Origin of the sequence: Promineifilum sp. (SeqCode), assembly GCF_041918635.1 — a bacterium.
In the GTDB taxonomy this organism is placed as follows: Bacteria; Chloroflexota; Anaerolineae; order Promineifilales; family Promineifilaceae; genus Promineifilum.
Genome location: NZ_JAYRVJ010000699.1, coordinates 1 through 18478 on the forward strand (window position 1 = coordinate 1; position 18478 = coordinate 18478).

The 18478-nt window shown below is 66.1% G+C and carries 16 protein-coding genes; 9 read left to right on the forward strand and 7 right to left on the reverse strand.

All coding sequences use genetic code 11. The features are described from left to right. The 5 genes from ACE3UY_RS20410 to ACE3UY_RS20430 form a co-directional block, all read right to left on the reverse strand. Window positions 1-526 (reverse strand): DUF2723 domain-containing protein (locus ACE3UY_RS20410; RefSeq protein ID WP_374689322.1); only part of this gene is annotated, 526 nt, incomplete at its 3' end. A 54-nt stretch (window positions 527-580) separates the two neighbouring features. Next, on the reverse strand, window positions 581-1579 hold the full coding sequence (locus ACE3UY_RS20415) for a glycosyltransferase family 2 protein (RefSeq protein WP_374689323.1): 999 nt from the start codon (window positions 1577-1579) through the stop codon (window positions 581-583). Next, entirely contained in the window at window positions 1576-2640 is a 1065-nt protein-coding gene (locus ACE3UY_RS20420; protein ID WP_374689324.1) for a lysylphosphatidylglycerol synthase transmembrane domain-containing protein, read from the reverse strand. The genes ACE3UY_RS20415 and ACE3UY_RS20420 overlap by 4 nt, the downstream gene beginning before the upstream one ends. A 28-nt stretch (window positions 2641-2668) precedes the next feature. Continuing rightward, window positions 2669-3073 (reverse strand): hypothetical protein, encoded by a 405-nt coding sequence (locus ACE3UY_RS20425; RefSeq protein ID WP_374689325.1) that lies wholly within the window; start codon window positions 3071-3073, stop codon window positions 2669-2671. Between the two features lie 2 nt (window positions 3074-3075). Next, the gene (locus ACE3UY_RS20430) at window positions 3076-3363 is read right to left on the reverse strand and encodes a hypothetical protein (RefSeq protein WP_374689326.1); all 288 of its coding nucleotides are present in this window, start codon (window positions 3361-3363) and stop codon (window positions 3076-3078) included. Between the two features lie 74 nt (window positions 3364-3437). Between ACE3UY_RS20430 and radA the strand changes: the two genes are divergently transcribed. Next, a complete protein-coding gene (gene radA / locus ACE3UY_RS20435; protein ID WP_374689327.1) occupies window positions 3438-4811 on the forward strand; it encodes a DNA repair protein RadA in 1374 nt (457 codons plus the stop codon). A gap of 132 nt (window positions 4812-4943) precedes the next feature. Here radA and ACE3UY_RS20440 read toward each other — a convergent pair whose 3' ends face one another. Further along, window positions 4944-7307, reverse strand: a complete 2364-nt coding sequence (locus tag ACE3UY_RS20440; protein WP_374689328.1) for a hypothetical protein — start codon at window positions 7305-7307, stop codon at window positions 4944-4946. Next, window positions 7304-7867: a GNAT family N-acetyltransferase gene (locus ACE3UY_RS20445; RefSeq protein ID WP_374689329.1), complete on the reverse strand. Its 564-nt coding sequence runs from the start codon at window positions 7865-7867 to the stop codon at window positions 7304-7306. Before ACE3UY_RS20445 ends, ACE3UY_RS20440 begins: the two co-directional genes overlap by 4 nt. 384 nt (window positions 7868-8251) lie before the next feature. On the opposite strand from ACE3UY_RS20445, the gene ACE3UY_RS20450 reads away from it, so the two are divergent. From ACE3UY_RS20450 to ACE3UY_RS20485, 8 genes are all read left to right on the forward strand, one after another. Continuing rightward, a complete protein-coding gene (locus tag ACE3UY_RS20450) occupies window positions 8252-9607 on the forward strand; it encodes a DHHA2 domain-containing protein (RefSeq protein WP_374689330.1) in 1356 nt (451 codons plus the stop codon). Between the two features lie 329 nt (window positions 9608-9936). After that, a complete protein-coding gene (locus ACE3UY_RS20455) occupies window positions 9937-11166 on the forward strand; it encodes an ROK family protein (protein ID WP_374689331.1) in 1230 nt (409 codons plus the stop codon). Between the two features lie 67 nt (window positions 11167-11233). Beyond that, the gene (locus tag ACE3UY_RS20460) at window positions 11234-12400 is read left to right on the forward strand and encodes a Gfo/Idh/MocA family protein (RefSeq protein ID WP_374689332.1); all 1167 of its coding nucleotides are present in this window, start codon (window positions 11234-11236) and stop codon (window positions 12398-12400) included. A gap of 61 nt (window positions 12401-12461) precedes the next feature. Beyond that, the gene (locus ACE3UY_RS20465; protein ID WP_374689333.1) at window positions 12462-13352 is read left to right on the forward strand and encodes a sugar phosphate isomerase/epimerase family protein; all 891 of its coding nucleotides are present in this window, start codon (window positions 12462-12464) and stop codon (window positions 13350-13352) included. A 62-nt stretch (window positions 13353-13414) separates the two neighbouring features. After that, complete coding sequence (locus ACE3UY_RS20470; protein WP_374689346.1) at window positions 13415-14911, forward strand: sugar ABC transporter ATP-binding protein; 1497 nt, start codon at window positions 13415-13417, stop codon at window positions 14909-14911. A 104-nt stretch (window positions 14912-15015) separates the two neighbouring features. After that, on the forward strand, window positions 15016-16035 hold the full coding sequence (locus tag ACE3UY_RS20475) for an ABC transporter permease (protein ID WP_374689334.1): 1020 nt from the start codon (window positions 15016-15018) through the stop codon (window positions 16033-16035). A gap of 10 nt (window positions 16036-16045) precedes the next feature. After that, window positions 16046-17047, forward strand: a complete 1002-nt coding sequence (locus tag ACE3UY_RS20480; RefSeq protein WP_374689335.1) for an ABC transporter permease — start codon at window positions 16046-16048, stop codon at window positions 17045-17047. 109 nt (window positions 17048-17156) lie between these two features. Further along, a complete protein-coding gene (locus ACE3UY_RS20485) occupies window positions 17157-18449 on the forward strand; it encodes an ABC transporter substrate-binding protein (protein WP_374689336.1) in 1293 nt (430 codons plus the stop codon). Window positions 18450-18478 lie beyond the last annotated feature (29 nt).

Here is an 18478-nt window from a genome sequence, read left to right on the forward strand (position 1 = left end):
CGAGCCATAGACCCGCCAGCCACGCCGGGCCGCGGCGGCTCCAGGTGAAGAGGAACGCGGCCACCAGCAGCAGGTTGAGGCCGTAGACTTCGGCCACGACCGCCTGGCTCCAGACGAGTGGAACGAAGGCGAAGGTCAGGGTCGCGGCGACAGCCGTGAGCGGGGGCAGCCCGCGGGACGCCGGCGATCCGGGCCGCCCCATGAGCGCCGCCAGTAGCCCCACCGCCCCGGCGACGCAGACGGCCGAGAGCAGGTTGTAGCGATAGGCAACCGGGCCGAGCGGGATGGCGCTGAACAGCTTGCCGAGCAGGACGTAGGTCGGATAGCCGGGCGGATGGGGGATGCCGAGCGTGACCGAGGCCGTGATGAGTTCCCCGCCATCGGCCGAGGCGTTAGCCCACGTCAGGTCAGGGGCCAGCGTCAGCACGTAGACGACCAGCGCCGCCGCCCCCGTCCCCGGTGCAACCCACTTTCTGAAATAGGTTGCACCTGCTCTTGCCTCAGCCTGACCTTTCACCTTTACCATTAACCACTGAGCGCCGACCACTGACCTACAGAATACTGACCCACTGAATACTGCTTACTGCTCACCGCTTACTGACCACTGCCTCGGCCGCAACAGCCCCCACCCATAGCCTGCTCCCAACGCCAGCGCCCGCCCGAACAGCAACGCCGGCGCGGCCAGCGCCACGCCCCAATCCTTCGCCCACGCCTTGCGGACGAAGGGGATCGTCGTCGCCGCGAAGAGGAGCAGGAGCGCCGCGAACGGGCCTAGCGCCTGCCAGCCCCAGCCGAGCGCCAGTCCCACGCCGCTGGCGGCCAGCGCGACCACAATCAGCGCGGCCAGCCCCATCTGCACCTTCATCACCTGCGGCGTGTGCGAGTCGCGCACAGCCCGATCGGGGTAACGGCGCACCACCTGGGCTTTCCAGTAGCCGATGATCGCCTTTTTGCGCAGGTAGGCGCGGAGGGTGGCGCTGTGGAAGTGCTCGACAACGGCCGCTTCGCGGAAAAGCATATGGCAGCCGCGCGCCGCCAGCCGGAAGGAAAGCTCCTGGTCTTCCAGATAGTCGAACCGCTCGTCGAAGCCGCCGTGACCCAGTAGTACGGCGCGTCGGTAGGCGGCCGAGTAGGTATCAATGAAGTCAATGGTCTGCTGGCGGCGCAGCAAGTCGTACTTGTCCTCGTACTCCAGTTGGACGAAGCGGGCCACCAGCGCCGTCTGGCGCGTGGCGTAGCTGCCCTTGCAGGCGACGACGGCCGGATCGGCGAAGGGCGCGGCGAGTTCGCGCAGCCAGCCGGGGCGCGGGGTGCAGTCGGCGTCGGTGAAGCAGACGATGGCCCCGCGGGCGGCGCGCAGGCCGGCGTTGCGGGCGGCGGCCGGCCGGCCGCGCGGCGTGGTGATGACCGTCGCCCCGGCAGCGCGGGCGACGGCGGCCGTGCCGTCGGTCGAGCCATCGTCAACCACGAGTAACTCGAACGCCCCCTCATACGCCTGGGCGCATACCGCCCGCACGCACGCGCCAATGGTCGCCGCGGCATTGTAGGCGGGGATAACGACGGAGACGAATTCGGTCACGCCTGTTCCCCTTCAACCGCCCCAGCCGGGATGGCGGTCGACCAGCGCCACTTGGTGCGCGACGCGGCCATCAGCCCCAGCACGATCTGCGGCCCGATGGCGACGAGGTAAAAGAGGATGGTGTAGCTGAGGATGGCCGTCTCGTCGGTCAGGCCGAACTGCCACAGCAGCAGGGCCGCCGCGCCGTTGAAGACGCCCAGCTTGGCCGGCGTGCTGGGCGGCGTGATGGCGATGGTGACGCCGATGTGGATGAGCGCCGCGTCGAGGACGCTGAGCGGCAGGCCCAGCGCCGGCCCCAGCGCGTAGGGCAGCGCGACCGAGAGCGCCGCGATGACCAATGACGTGAGCACCAGCAACGCCATCCGCCGCCGATCGCGCAGCGCCGCCAGCCCCTCCAGCCCGGCCACGGCCACGCGCAGCAGAAAGACCGCCGCCCGCTCTGGCAGCGGCCGGATGACGCGCCGCCAAAGGCCGATGACCCATTCGGTGCGATAGGCCAGCAGGTAGAGCGCGGCCAGCAGCAGGGCGGGCAGGACGAACAGCAGAGGCCCCGGCCGATCCATGAAGTCGGGCAGGATGACGAAGGGCAGGACGAACAGGATGGTCAGCCCGAAGAAAATGAGGTCGAGCGTCTTCTCCACCACCAGCGTGCCCAGAGCGCGGGCCGCGCTCGCCCCCGTCTCCCGGTTCAGGGCGTAAACCCGCGCCACCTCGCCCAGCCGCAGGAAGGGGATGACGAGGTTAACGTATTGCCCCAGGGCGGTGGCCCAGAAGGCGGCGCGGAAGGGGACGGCAGGGGTCAGTGGAGAGCGGTCGGTGGTTGACAGCATGAGCTGCCAGCGCCACGCTTTGAGCGCGATGGTCAACAAGACGATGGCGACAGCCAGGGCCACGCAGCCCATCGACGCGCCGGCCAGCGCCCGGCCGATAGCCGCCAGACTGACCCGCGCCGACAGATACCACAGCCCGGCGGCGACCAGACCCACCGCCAGGGCCAGGTTGAGCCAGGGCAGGTAGCGACGCCACGCGGCGCTCGGACGGGGCGCTTTCTCGGTGATCAAGCCGGCGGCTCCTGACGCTCCTCGTCCATCAGCCCGACTCGTTGCGTCGGACGAAGAGCAAGATGGCGCCGATGACGCTGGCGGCCAGAATGAGCAGCGTGGCCAGGAAGCCCAGCCACAGGTAGAGCAGGCCGGAACTACTGATGCTCGGCGCGATGGCCGGGACGGATGTCATCACGGCCGGCGCGGCCTCCGGCGGCTCGCCGATGGGGGCAACGCTCGGGTCGGCCGGTTCAGGGTAGGCCGGCGGGGTAGCCAGCGGATCGGGCTGGCCGGCTGACGGCTGGAACGATTCAGCCGGGGCGGCCAGGGTCGGCGTCGCCTCGGCCGGCGGGTAGGCGTCTTGCGCGGCGGCGCGGCCGGCCACCAGCCCCGCCAAAAGCAGCAGCGCCAGCAGCGCAGTCAAACGATGGAGCATGGTCACTCTCTTCATGGCTATCTCGGCGACGCCCCCCGCAGGGAAACCAGCGCGACGACGCAACCCAGCAGCAGTGCGACGGCCAGCGCCACTTGCCACGCCGAGCGGCTCGTCCCGGCCAGCCCCAGACCGACCAGGAACAGACCGGCCAGACAGACGCGCAGCGAACCGGGTTGGCTCAACTCTGCGCCCCATGAGCGGCCCGCCTGACCGGCCAGCCAGTAGGTGTAGCTGAGCGCGGCCAGGATGACCGACAGGCCGGCAACCCACAAGCCATTGGCGATGACGGACAGCCAGTTAATCATAGTATCGAGCCAACTATAATATCTCGACTCCCCCTGTCCGTACAGATCGCGTGAAATCCCGCTATACTTGCGGCATGGCAAAACGACAAACTCAATTCGTGTGTCAGGCCTGCGGCCGGACGGCGCCCGTCTACATGGGCAAGTGCCCGCGCTGCGGCGAGTTTGACACCATGGTCGAACAACTGATCGCGCCTGAGCCGGGCGCGGGCGGCAAGAAGGGGGCCAGCTTCGCCACTTCCCAGCCGCAGCGCCTCCACGAGATCGTCTCCGACGGATTGGATCGCCTGGCGCTGCCCGTAGCCGAGTTCTCGCGCGTCCTGGGCGGCGGGCTGGTTCCCGGCTCGCTCATCCTGGTCGGCGGCGACCCGGGCATCGGCAAATCGACGCTGCTGCTGGAGATCGCCGGACTGACGGCCAACCTGCACGGCCCGGTGCTCTACGTTTCCGGCGAGGAGAGCGCGCGGCAGATCAAGATGCGCGCCGACCGGCTAAAGATCGACGCCCGCGATCTCTATCTGGTGACCGAGACCAATCTGAACGCCATCATCGACCACATCTCGACCGTCCGGCCGATCATGACGATTGTGGATAGCATCCAGACGACCTACGACGAGCGCCTCACCTCGTCGGCCGGCAGCGTCAGCCAGGTGCGCGAGTCGGCCGCCCGCTTGCAGGAGGTTGCCAAACAGACAGGCGTGGTCATCGTCCTGGTCGGTCACGTCACCAAGGAAGGGGCTATCGCCGGACCGCGCGTGCTGGAACACATCGTGGACACGGTGCTCTACCTGGAGGGCGACCCGTTCCACCGCTACCGCCTCTTGCGCAGCGTCAAGAACCGCTTCGGCGCGACGAGCGAGGTGGGGGTGTTCGAGATGGTGGAGCAGGGCATGGTCGAAGTGCCCAACCCGTCGGAGGCGTTCCTGGCCGAGCGTCAGGCCAACGCGCCCGGCTCGGCTATCGTCGTCACGCTGGAGGGGACGCGCCCGCTGCTGGTCGAGGTGCAGGCGCTGGCCAGCTCCACAACCTTCGCCAACCCGCGCCGCACGCCCAACGGCATCGACTACAACCGGTTGCTGCTGCTGACGGCCGTGCTAACCCGACGGGTGCACGTGCCGCTGCACGACAAGGACGTGTTCGTCAACGTCATCGGCGGTCTCCAGATCACCGAGCCGGCGGCCGACCTGGGCGTGGCCCTGGCTATCGCCAGCAGCATCAAGGACAAGCCGGTGCAGGCCGATATGGCCTTCTTCGGCGAGGTCGGCCTGAGCGGCGAGTTGCGCGCGGTGAGCCAACTGGAGCCGCGTCTGAAGGAGGCGGCCAAGCTGGGTTTCAAGCGCTGCGTCGTCCCCCGCACGCGCCAGCTAAAGACCGGCAAGTCGCCCGACGGCCTTGAGATCATCGGCTGCCGGACGCTGTATGAGGCGATTGAGTTGGCGCTGATCGGCTAGAGTCGGAGCGTCGGTTCGTAGTTAGCCAATTCATTGGCGCTCTTTGCGCCCGTAGCGGCGCCGGTCAGGCTGCCGCTGCGCCAGTGCAGCCTGACAGGCTGCGCTACAAAAGAACGGCGATGGATCGCCTGACTACGAACGGTGCAACAGGAAGACAGCGCCGGCCAACGCCACTAGGGTAAGAACCGTCAGCGCCCCACCCACCCCATACAACGCCGGCGCGTAGACCCACTCCACCACGTGCTCCCCCTCCGGCACGCAGACGGCGCGCACCGACGTGTAGGCTGTCATCAACCGCGCCGGCTCGCCATCCACGGTGACACGCCAGCCGGGGTAGGCGTTCTCGGCCAGCACCAGCAGCGCCGGCATCTCGCTGCGAGTGTGAATCGTCCAGCGGGTCGGCTCGTGGGCGGCGATCTCGGCTGCACCCGCACCCGTCGCGCCCAACTCGCAGGGCGCGGTCTCGTCCAGGATGGCCGTCGTCGCCGGGTCGAACCCCTCGGCGTGAATGCGGTCGATGGCCGCCGCGGGGTCGGGGATGACCTCGGTCGCGTAGACCAGCCGGGCGATGGGCAGCGGCCTGGCCCGGCGGTAGACCCAGGCCCGCCCCTGCTGCCCCAGCAGCGTCAGCGCCCTGTCGCCCTCGGTGAACTCGTCCAGCGGCCCGCCGGCCAGCACGTGCGACGCGCCCAGCACGTCGTAGGCGGTCGAGCGCGGATCGGGCACGGACGAGGCCAGGGCGATGTGGGCGGCCGGCTCCAGCGAGTCGTAGCCGAAGATGCTGGGCCAGTTGACCTGCATAGCGCCGTTCTGGCTGAACAGTGGCACGCCCCAGGGCAGGACGCGGCCGTCAGGCTCCCCGACGATCGCCCGTCCATCCGTCCAGACCGCGTCCGGGGCCGTCGAGGCCAGCCGCACCATCTTCCAGGAGAAGGCCCAGGTGTCGACGAGGACGAGGGTGATGAGGCATAGGGCGAGGAGAATGCGCCGGGGGGCAGGGGTGCGGGGGGGCAGGGGTGCGGGGGGGCGGGGGCGAGCAGAGTCCGCATCCTCAGATGCGGACTCTACCGGTAAGCGCTCCCCTGCTCCCCTGCTCCCCTGCTCCCCCGCATCGTCCATCAGATAGCCCCAAATCAACGCCCCGCCCAGTCCGACCACCGCCAGCGCCAGCGCGTAGCCGCCGATCTGCTGCCACAGCCGCCCGCTGGTGTCGGTGGGGTGCACGGACAGGAAGACCGCGCCCGTGGCGGCCAGGGCAGCGAAGAGGGCGATGCCCAGCACGCTCAGCGCCGCCGGCCAATAGGGCAGTAGCGCGCGGCGGCGCTCCGCGGCCGGCAGATCGCGCCAGACGCTCAGAGTGTGGGCCAGCAGCGCCGAAGCGGCGAACAGATAGAGGAAGGCCGCCCGCCCCGGCGCGCGCACGAAGCGGAACGGCGGCAGGAAGCGATAGGCCAGTTCGTAGAGGACGCCGTAGCGCCCCAGGGCCAACCACAGGCCGAAGACGATCAGCAGCAGGTAGAACCACGTCAGCCGCGTCGGCCGGCGCAGAGCCAGCACAATGCCCAGCACGGCCAGTATGCCCGCGTAATAGGTCAACTCCTCGAACGTGGGCACGCTCCAGTAGCCGACCGAGGTCGGCTCGCCGAAGAACTCCGGCACGAGCAGGGTGACCAGGTGCGCCGGCGGCAGGGAGTAGTCGGTGGCGAAGGCGTAATCGGCCACGGCCAGCCGCTCCGACGACAGGCTGAACTGCAAAAAGGGCACGAGCTGGACAGCGGCCAGCGCCAACCCGACGACCGCCGCGGTCGCCGCCTGCCGCGCCACCAGGAGGCGCTGCCCCGGCCGCGTGATGATCAGGTAGGCGGCGAAGGCGGCCCACACCAGGCCGACGTAGAGGAACGACGGCACGTGCCCGGCCAGCAGCGACAGCCCGAATGGCGCGCCGGCCACCACGGCCGCGGCCCAGCGGCGGCGATCCGCGGCCCAGGTCAGCGCCAGCAGCATCGCCGGCGTCCAGATGAAGACAGCGTAGACCGGCCCGTGCCCCGCCCACAGCCGCCCGGTCAGCAGCCCGCCATAGGCAAAACCCAACCCGGCCAGCACCGCCGGTAGCCAGCGCGCGCCCAGATAGCGCGTGTAGGCGTACATGCCGAACGCCGCCAGCCAGACGTGGAAGACCATGAGCAGCGTGACGCCGACGCGCACCGGGACGAGCAGGTTGATCCAGTTGGGCGGATAAAAGGTATTGCCCTGCGGCTGGGCCAGGAAGGGAAAGCCGCCGAAGATGTTGGGTTCCCAGAGCGGCAGCCGGCCGCCGCGCAACGCCTCGCGCACCACTTCCCAGTAGATATAGTAGTTGCCCACCATGTCGTGGCCGGCCAGCACTTGCCCGGCCGGCGGGAACAGGGCGCGGGCAAAGAACACCAGGGCGAGACCAAGGAAGAGCAGCGCGGCGGCCAAGTGAGGACGACGAGCAACGGCTGAGAGCTTGTTCATTCCAGTCTGAGCTTCATGAAGACCGCCATGTTCCGGCCGGGCAGCAAATCTTCATTGGTGTAGTAGGAAATATCCACGCCCTCGATGGCGAAGCCGGCGCGGCGGTAGAAGCGAATGGCCGGCACGTTGGTGTTCTGCGCTTCCAGCACCAGGGCGCGGAAGCCGGTCGCCCGCGCCCGCTCCGCCAGCGTCGCCATCAGCTGCCGGCCGATCCCCCGCCGCTGGTAAGCCGGGGCGACGTGGAACTCCCACACCCACAGCACGTTGTTCCACTGCCGCGGCTCGCCCAGGGCCACGCCCACCAGCGTTTCGCCGTCGTAAGCCCCCAGGCAATACTCGTTGGGCACGAGCTCGCTGTATCGTTCGAGGTCATCATCCGGGAAGGGGAAGCGAAACTCTTCCGGCGCGGGCAGTTGCTCCAGCGTCAGGGTGAAGCTAGTCTGCGCGTCGCTCTCCGACCGGGTCATGCGGTATATCTCAGTGGTGGTGTAGCCGCCGGAGATGGCGACAAAGGCCGGCGCGTCGAAGCGGGGCAAGGGGCGGATGTCGATCATGGGCATGGAGCGATTATGGCAGATATAGGGGCTAGGGGCTAGCGGTTAGGGGCTAGGGAAGAAGCCCATCACACGGAGTCCGCATCCTCAGATGCGGACGGCGCAGGCACGAAGCGCGCATCTGAGGATGCGCACTCTGTAATTGGAAACTAGAGGCTAGGGAAAAGCGCTCTTTCCTAGCCCCTAACCCCTAGCCCCTATACTGCGGCAAATGTGGTAGACTTGGGCCGGCCCGCGGACAGATAGCGGGATCGTAAGCCGGCGCGCTTACCTTACAACGCGGCGTCTGGCGCGCCGCTAACCAAACCATTAACAAAGCATTCGCAGCTTCGCTCTCTCAATCTGTGTAATCTGTGAAATCTGTGGATGCTTCTTCTCAGGAAGCAAGAAATGACCGGAAATCAGAACAACGCCCTCTACGTCGTCGGACACGTGAACCCCGATACCGACTCCATCGCCGCGGCGATGGGCTACGCCTGGCTGCTGCAAGACCAGGGGCACAACGCCATCCCCGCCCGCGCCGGGCACTTGAACCCGCAGACTACGTGGGTGCTGAACCATCTCAGCATCGAGCCGCCCGTGCTGCTCAACGACGCCTCGCCGCGCTTCGCCGCCATCTCCCACCGGCTGAACACGGCCGCGCCCGAACACCCCCTGCGCGAGGTCTGGTCTATCGCCAACCGCACCGGCGGCGTCGCCCCCATCGTGGACAGTGAGGGCAAACCGTTCGGCCTGGTGACGGTCATCAGCCTGTTCGACTTCCTCAGTCGCACCGTCGGCTCCCACCCGCGCCGCGAGGAGATGCGCATCGGCGAGTTGATGGACATGCCGGGGCGCGAGGCGTGCGACAATACCGTGCCCCAGTTTCAGGCCAACACCCGCGTGCGCGACGCGCTGAACCGTATCATGCGCGAGGAGCGCAACGAGTTCTGGGTCGTGGACGACAACGGCCGCTACGTCGGCATCTGCCGGCACCGTGAGGCGCTGAACCCGCCGCGTATGCAACTCATCCTGGTCGATCACAACGAGCCGGGCCAGGCCATTGGCTCTATTGAGGATGCCGACATTGTTGAGATCGTTGACCATCACCGGCTGGGTAACTCCTCCACGCGCATGCCCATCCGTTTCACCGTGGACGTGGTCGGCAGCACCTCGACGCTCATCGCCGAGCGCATCAACGACGCCGGGCTGAGCGCGCCGCCGGAACTGGCCGGGCTGCTGCTGGCCGGGCTGCTGTCGGACACACTCATCCTGACCTCGCCCACGACCACGCCGCGCGATCATGAGATCGCCGAGCGGCTGGGGCGTTGGGCCTTTGTCGTCGGCTCACCACTGCTGGGCGAGACGGTGCAGAGCTATGGCGAGAAGGTCGTCAGCGCCGGCACCGGTCTGACGACGCGCAAGCCGGAGGAGATCGTCAGCAACGACTTCAAGCTCTACGAAGCCGCCGGCCAAAACTTCGGCGTGGCCCAGGTAGAGGTCACGTCGCTGGTCGAGTTGGATGAACATCTGGAGCCGCTGCGCGAGGCGTTGATCAAGCTGCGCGACGCCAAGGGGTTGAACTTCGCCATGCTCATGGTCACCGATGTGGTGCGCGGCTCGAGCCGGCTGGTGTTGACCTCGGACGTGCCAGCCCTGGGCGGCCTGCCCTACCCCAAGCTGCCCGACGGCACGCTGCGGGCGCAGGGAGTGGTGTCGCGCAAGAAGCAACTGCTGCCGGCGCTGCTGGGGGCGTTGGAGGGGTAACCGCCGCGCGGGCGCGGTGACGTAACAGACAAAGGACGGCTCAAGGGAGCCGCCCTTTGCTTTGTGGTTCAGTCGCCTTCAAGGCGATTTTTACACTGATACTACGGCAGTTGTTCCAGGCTCAGACCCATCCCCCGCGATCCGTTTACCGGAGTAGGGCCGATATAAGGGATGTAGACGGGTCAAGAGTAAGACTTGGCGCTCAGACATCGTTGACAAAACGGCGCTCTTACATTATTCTATGTAAGTCTTGCTTTAGAAAATGAAGCAACCCATCTAACGAGCGACATAAGCCGCTTCGGCGGCTTCGCCCTCAGGGAGCAATTGCCGTGGCTAATTCGCCAGCCGCTTCGACACCCGTTGATGCGTCTACGCTCCTACTTGAGCCACTGGAGGCGGCTATCGTCGCCGCTATTCGCGGTAATGGCCCCCTCTCGCGCACCGACCTGTCGGCCCACCTAGATTACTCCCGCGCCAGCGTGACCGGTATCGTCGGCCGTATGGTCGGCGCCGGTATTTTAGCCGAAGTGGGCGAAGGCAAATCGGCTGGCGGCCGCCGCCCCTTCCTGCTCGATATCAACCCCGACCTGGGCTACGTTGTCGGCGTCGACATTGGCGCGACCAGCGTCGACGTGGCCCTGGCCGACTTTCGCGGACGCATCCTGGAGCGCATCGCCCAACCGGCCGACGTGCGAGGTCGGCCGGACGAATTCCTCGGTTGTGTGGCGGATCTGATTGGCGACCTGTTGGCCCGGCGCGGCACAGCCTCCACGGCCGTCATGGCCGTCGGCGTCGGCGTGCCCGGGCCGGTCGAGTTCGCCCCTGGGGTGCTCATCGCCCCACCGCTCATGCCGCTGTGGGAAGGCTTCCCCATCAAGGATTTCCTGCGCGCGCGTTTCCCGATGGCCCGAGTGGCCGTGGACAATGACGTCAACATCATGGCCCGCGGCGAGTGTCAGGCGGGCGCGGGCAAGGGGCTGGAGAATTTCCTGTTCATCAAGATCGGCACCGGCATTGGCTGCGGCATCATCACCAACGGCCAGGTCTATCACGGAGCCGACGGGGCTGCCGGCGACGTCGGCCACATCTGCGTGGACTACAACGGGCCGGTGTGCCACTGCGGCAATCAGGGCTGCCTGGAGATTATGGCCGCCGGGCCGGCCATCGCCGCGCGGGCGCGGGCGCGGGCCGAGGCAGGCGAAAGCGACTTCCTGGCCGCGCGGCTGGCCGAGCGGGGCATGCTCTCAGCCGTCGATGTAGGCGATGCGGCGGCGGCCGGCGACCGAGCGGCCAACGAGATCATCCGCCAGAGCGGCCGGATGATCGGCGGCGTGCTGGCGACACTGGTCAACTTCTACAACCCGGAGGCGGTCTTCATTGGCGGCGGCGTAAGCCAGATCGGTCACGTGCTGTTGTCGTCCATTCGCCAGGCGACGCTGCGCCGGGCGACCGCCCTCAGCACGCGCCGCCTGCGCATCGAGTACTCGCGCCTGGGCGAAGACGCGGGGGTCATTGGGGGAATCTGGTTGGCGCTGGAAAATGCGTTCACCATCAAATGACATATGAGAGGAGAAATACGAGAGACGAAGTAGGACCTCGTACCTCGTAACCGGAAGGAGGAGATAGATGAAAACACTCAACGTTGCCATCATCGGAACAAAGTTCATGGGCAAGGCGCATAGCAACGCCTGGCTGAACGCGCCGCGGTTCTTCGAGATGGGCATCCGGCCAGTACTAAAGGTCGCCGTCGGCGTCGATCCGGCCGGCGCGCGGCGGCTGGCCGAGACGTGGGGCTGGGAGGAGTGGTCTACCGACTGGCGCGAAGTAGTCGCCCGGCCGGACGTCGATATCGTTGACATCGCCACGCCCACGTATCTGCACCACGAGATGGCCGTGGCCGCGGCCGAACATGGCAAGCACATCTTCCTGGAAAAGCCCTTCTCACTGACCATCGAGCAGGCGCGGCAGATGGTGGACGCGGCTGAGAAGGCCGGCGTAGTGCACTACGTCAACCACAATTACCGTCGCGCGCCGGCCATCCGGCTGGCCAAAAAACTCATTGACGACGGTTTTGTCGGTCGCATCTTCCATTGGCGCAGCGCCTACTTGCAGGATTGGATTGTTGACCCTAACTTCCCACTGACCTGGCACCTGCGCGCCGAGACGGCCGGTTACGGAGCGCATGGCGACCTGGGCTCCCACAGCGTGGATTTGGCCCGCTACCTGATCGGCGACATCACCAGCGTGACGGGCATGACGACCACCTTCATCAAGGAGCGCCCCCTGCCGGGCGCCGGCGCAGCCACCTTCAGCGCCGGCTCGGGCGAGTCAACCGAGAGCGGCCCCGTCACCGTGGACGATGCCTCATTTTTTATCGCTGAGTTCGCCAATGGGGCGCTCGGCTCATTCGAGGTGTCGCGCTTTGCCCCCGGCCGCAAGAATTACAACTACTTTGAGGTCTACGGCAGCGAGGGCAGCATCGTTTTCAACCTGGAGCGAATGAACGAACTCCAGGTCTTCAGCCGCAACGATCCGGCCTACGCTCAGGGCTTCCGCACCATCCTGGCGACCGAGGGGGCGCACCACGACTACATCGCCAACTGGTGGCCCCCCGGCCACATCATCGGCTATGAGCACGAGTTTCACCACGCCGTGGTGGACTTCATGCAGGCCATTGAGACGGGCGGGACGATCGCGCCCAACTTCCACGATGGGCTGCGGGAAATGGAAGTGCTGGCGGCGGCGGTCGAGTCGAGTCAGACGGGAAAGAAGGTCACCGTCGGCAAGCAGTAGGGGCAGACCGGCGTGTCTGCCCAAGTGGTCAGTGAATCAGTCAGTGTGAACGGAGATGGCGGTGAGATTCGGGGTTAACACGTTCAACTTTGTCTCGCCCTTCGATACGGGAGTGCACCTGCCGCTGCTGGAGCGCGTCCGGGAAATGGGCTTCGACCTGATCGAGGTCGCCTTTGAAGACCCGGCGACGATTGACGTGGCGGCGCTGGCCGAACGAGCGTCTGAACTGGGGCTGGGTGTGCTGGCCTGTGGCGTGCTGGGGCCGGGGCGAAACCTGGCCGCGGCGGACGCCGCCGAGCGCCGGGCCACCGCCGGCTACATCCGCGGCCTGATTGACGCCGCCGCTCGCTTGGCCCCCACGCTGGGCGGGCTACCCCCCGTCGTGGGCGGGCCGCTTTACGGTGCGGTGGGCAAGACACCGGCCCCCGACCGCGACACACGCCAAAGGGAGCGCGACCGGGCCGCCGCCGAATTGCGCCCCCTGGCCGCCTACGCTGGCGACCACGGCGTGCGACTGGCGTTGGAAGCGCTCAACCGCTTCGAGACCGACCTGATCAACGTAGTCGAGCAGGGGCTGGCAATACTCGACGCCATTGACAGCCCGCACGTCGGCCTGCACCTGGACACTTTCCACATGCACCTGGAAGAGCGCGATTCGGCCGCCGCCATCCGGCGGGCGGGCGACCGGCTGTACCACTTCCACGCCTGCGAGAATGACCGCGGCGTGCCCGGCCGGGGGCAAGTGGCCTGGGCCGCTGTGGCCGCGGCGCTGCGCGACGTGGGCTACGAGGGCGCGGCGGTCATCGAGAGCTTTACGCCTGAGGTAACGTCCATCGCTCGCGCCGTCTGCATCTGGCGCGATGTAGCCCCGAGCCAGGACGCCATTGCGACCGAGGGACTGGCGTTCTTGAAGAATGAACTGCGAGATACAAGATGGCCGAAAGTTTCCTGACCGACATTGTGACCGAACCTGTGGCGACTGGGCCAGTGGCGGCGGCTGACGTGCCGCCGATCATGGAAGTCACGAATATCACCAAGAGCTTCCCCGGCGTCCGGGCGCTCGACGACGTTTCGGTCGCTTTTTATCCGGGTGAAGTCCACGCCGTCGTTGGCGAGAATGGGGCGGGCAAGAGCACGCTCATGAAAGTGCTGGCCGGCGCCTATCGTCCAGACAGCGGCGGCATCTTGCTCGACGGCCACCCGGTGACATTTAACCACCCATCGGAGGCCCAGCGCGCCGGTATCAGCATCATCTACCAGGAGTTCAACCTGCTGCCCGAACGGACGGTGATGGAGAACATCTTTCTGGGGCGCGAGCCGCACCGCTTCGGCGTCATCGACTACGGCCGGCTGGAAGAAGACACCCGCGCCGTACTGCGCGAACTGGAGGCGGAGAGCCTGATCAACCCCACCACCGTGCTGGGCAGCCTGTCCGTGGCCCAGCAGCAGGTCGTCGAAATCGCCAAAGCGCTCAGCTATGACGCCAAAGTGCTCATCATGGACGAGCCGACGGCCGCGCTGGCCTCGCAAGAGGTGGCCGTGCTGACCGACCTGGTGCGCCGGCTCCAAGCGCGTGGCATCGCCATCATCTTCATCTCCCACCGTCTGGCGGAGGTCTTCGAACTGGCCCAACGCGTGACGGTGCTGAAGGACGGCCAGAAGGTGGGCACGGCGCTGACCAAAAATATCACCATGAACAAGATCGTGGAGATGATGGTCGGCCGCATCCTGTCCGACTACTTCCCCGACCGCGCCCGGCCGGAGGACATCGGCGACGTGGCCCTGCGGCTGCGCGGCGCGTCGAACGATGCGTTGCGTAACATCGATCTGGAGTTGCGCGCGGGAGAGATCATCGGCGTGGCCGGCCTACAGGGCAGCGGGCGCACCGCGCTGGCCCAGGCCATCTTCGGCGTGGTTCCCTTCCGCGAGGGCGTGATGGAGATCAAGGGGCAGCCGGAGTTATTCCGCACCCCGGCCCAGGCTATCCGCAATCGCTTCGGCTACGTGACCGAAGACCGCAAGTATGAGGGGTTGACGCTGAAGCAGCCCATTAATGACAACATCATGCTGACGCTGCGCACGCTGAAGAACAAGCTGTCGCGCGCCTTTCGCAACGGCACGGGCAGCCGCAAGGAGTTGGCGTTGGAGCTGGCACAGCGCGTGGACGTGCGCGCCCCCACCATGGAGCGCGAGGTGCGCTTCCTGAGCGGCGGCAACCAGCAGAAGGTCGTACTGGCTAAGTGGCTGGCGACAGACGCGAGCGTGCTCATCTTCGACGAGCCGACGCGCGGCATTGACATCGAGGCCAAGGCCAGCATCCACGAGCGGATTCGCGAGTTGGCCCGGGCCGGCGCGGCGGTGTTGATGATCTCGTCGGAGTTGCCGGAGGTCATCGGCATGAGCGACCGGATCATCGTCATGTGGGATGGGGCCATCGCCGGCGAACTGCCTGCCGGGTCGGGCGAGGCGGAGATTATGCAACTGGCGACGGGGCAGGCGACTCAATTATGAATTAGGAATTATGAATTATGAATCAAAGACCGGTGATCGGAGGTTTCATAATTCATAGTTCATAATTCCTAATTCATAATTCATAATTTTCTGGAGTTGAAGCTATGGCAGCGATCTCACCACCGGCAAGGACGGAGTCAGCCCTGGAGCGGGCGCGGCGACGGCTGCGCGAGAGTAACATCCCGCCGGTCTATGGCATCCTGATCATTATCTTCTTTGCGGCCATCCTGCTCGATGCGATCTTCGGCATTGACGACCAGTTGTTCATTTTCAATCAGACCATTCTGACGAACATCCTGGTGCGGTCAGTAGCGTTGGGCATCGTCGCCGTGGGACAGACGTTCGTCATGCTCGGCGCGGCCATTGACCTATCGGTAGCCTATCTCATCAGCGTCACCGCCGTCGGCGCTTCCTATCTCATGGCCGGCGACCCGAATCGCGTCTGGTGGACGGTGCTGGTGCTGTTCGGTGTGGGCATCGTTGTCGGACTGGTCAACGGCACACTCGTCACCCGGCTCAAGGTCAACCCGCTGATCGCCACGCTGGGCGTGGGCTTGATCCTGCGTGGCCTGTTAAACGCCACCTTCGAGAACTTCGCCGGGTCTGTGCCGGCCAGCTTTCAATCCTTCGCCTATGACACCATCGGCCCGGTTCCCATCTCGGTGATCGTGCTGTTTCTGGTGGTGCTGGCCGGCTGGTTCGTGCTGCGCCGCACGCGCTACGGCGCGCACCTCTATGCCGTGGGCGGCAGCGAGGAAGTCGCGCGCCTATCGGGCCTGCACACCGGGCGCGTCCTGACACTGGCCCACGTCATTTGCAGCAGCACGGCGGTGCTAACGGGGCTATTCGTTGTCAGCCGCCTGCGGGCCGGCGCGCCCTGGGTGGGCACAGACGGTCTCTACGACCTGGAGTCCATTGCCGCCACAGTCATCGGCGGCACGGCGCTGTCGGGCGGCAAGGGCGGCGTGTGGGGCACGCTGGCCGGCGTGCTCATCTTCAGCATCCTGGACACGATGTTCAATCAGATCGGAATTGACGCCTATATGAAGCAGATCCTGCGTGGAGCCATCATCATTCTGGCCGTCGGGTTCTACACCTTCAGATCGAAGGCGGAACAGGGATAGGAGAAGGCCGATGACACAGATTACCGCTGGAACGGGGACAGAGGAGTCCTTTGCGGCGCGACTGATGCAGCGGGTGCGCAGCATCAACCCGGTGTACTTCATCGCCCTGGCGCTGCTGGTCTGGGTAGGCATTCGCAACCCGGTCTTCTTTGAGCCGAACAACTTTCTGACCTTCCTGCAGCGAGCCACGCCGCTGATGATCTTGACCGCGGGACAGGTGTTTGTCCTCGTCTCCGGCGGCTTTGATCTGTCGGTCGGTTCGGTCGTCACCTCGACGGTCATCATCGGGGCCATCCTGGCGAACAACGACCCCAACGCCACGTGGTGGGTGATTCTAGCCTTGCTGGCGGGCGGGTTCCTGGTGGGTCTGATCAATGGCGCGGTCACGACCTTCCTGAAGGTTCCGTCGCTCATCGCCACGCTGGGCATGCTACTCATCGCCCGCGGCGTTGGCCTGTACTGGTCGGGCGGCGCGCCGCGCGGCTATCTGCCCGATAACTTTCGCATGTGGGGGCGCGGGGGCATCGAGGGACTATTCGGCTTGCAGGACTTCCCCTATGCCGTCATCGTCCTGGTCGTCTTCGGCGTCGGCTACTGGCTGCTGCTGCACCGGATGAACTATGGTCGGCAACTGCTGGCCCTGGGCGACAACCCGCGGGCGGCGCGCCTGTCGGGCGTCAACGTCAACCTGATGCGCATCTCGGCCTTCGTCCTCTGTTCGATGACGGCCGTGATCGGCGGCGTGCTACTGGGCGGCCGGGGCGGCGTTTCCATTGATGCCGGCACGGGCCTGGAGATGCAGACTATCGCTGCCGCCGTGCTGGGTGGGACAATGCTGCTGGGCGGTCGGGGTTCCATCCCGGCGGCCATGGCCGGCGCGCTGGCGCTGGAACTCCTGTTTACGCTGCTCAACCTGCTGGGTTTACCCAAGCCGCTGCGCGACGCCGTGCAGGGGCTAATCATCATCGCCGCAGTAGCATACACGGCGTATAGCACAAGAAAGACACGATAAGGAGGTGATGCGCGCAAGGAGAGTTGAATCCGTCGTGGACGCGTCCCCACCGGGGACACGCAAGTGTGTGAGATCGTTTCACCCAATATAAAGCTTGGAGGAGAATCCCATGAAACCGTTGCGAACATTGTTATTGGTACTGGCTATCGCGCTGATGCTTGCCCTGGTTGCTTGTGGCGGCGGCGGTGCGGCCACCCCGGCCGAAGAGCCGGCGGCCGAAGAGCCGGCGGCCGAGGAGCCAGCGGCTGAAGAGCCAGCGGCCGAAGAACCAGCCGCCGAAGAACCGGCCGCCGAAACCGGGGCCGGCCTGGGCATGGAAGCCGCGGCCGTGGCGACCGAGTTCTTTAGCCAGGAAGACCTGGACAACTCGATCCGCCTGATCGACGTTGTCCCGGAAGGCCCTGAGGGCGAGCCCTGGAACCAATACCTGGAGCCGAACTTCGTTGACACGTCGCAGTATGCCAAGGAAGGCCCCTACACCTTCTGCTTCTCGAACGCTGGCGTCAACAACCCCTGGCGCGTGGTTGGTTACACAACCATGGAGGCCGAGGTTGCCCTGCACCCGGAGATCGAGGAGTGGATCCACGTGGATGCCGAAGGCAACGATGAGAAGCAGATCGCCGATATCCAGGACCTGGTCGCCAGCGGCAACTGTGACGTGCTCATCGTCAGCCCGAACACAACCCTGGCTCTGACCCCGGCCGTGGAAGAGGCGTGCCAGAGTCTGCCGGTTGTCGTGTTCGACCGCGGCGTGCAGACTGACTGCCCGGCGACGTTCGTGCAGCCCATTGGCGGCTACGCCTTCGGCTACACCGGCGCCAAGTTCCTGGCCGATAACCTGCCCGACGGCGCGAAGGTGGTCGCCTTGCGCATCCTGCCCGGCGTGGACGTGCTGGAGACGCGCTGGGCGGCGGCCAAGCAGTACTTCGAGCAGAACAACATTGACGTGGTCGAGGTTCAGTTCGGCGACGGCAACAACGACAAGGTGAAGACCATCATCACCGACGCCATCCAGAAGCACGGCCAGATCGACGGCGTGTGGATGGACGCGGGCGCGACGGCCGTGGCGGCCCTGGAAGCCTTCGAAGACGCCGGCCAGCCCTACCCGGTCATCAACGGCGAAGACCAGCAAGACTTCCTGGTCAAGTGGCAGGAGGAGGGCCTGACGGCCATCGCCCCGACCTTCCCGACCTTCCAGTGGCGCACGGCGGTCATCGCTGCCCTCAAGGTCTTGCAGGGCGAGCAGGTTCCCGACCCGTGGCGGCTGCCGCAGCCGTCGGTGACTCAGGAGAACCTGGAGCAGTTCGTCCAGCCCGGCATGCCGCCGCTGCACTATGCCATGTGCGGCTGTGAAAGCATGCCCGGCTTCCCGGAGAACTGGGGCGGGACGGCTTCGGAGTAACAGTTGATAGTTGATAGTTGATAGTTGTC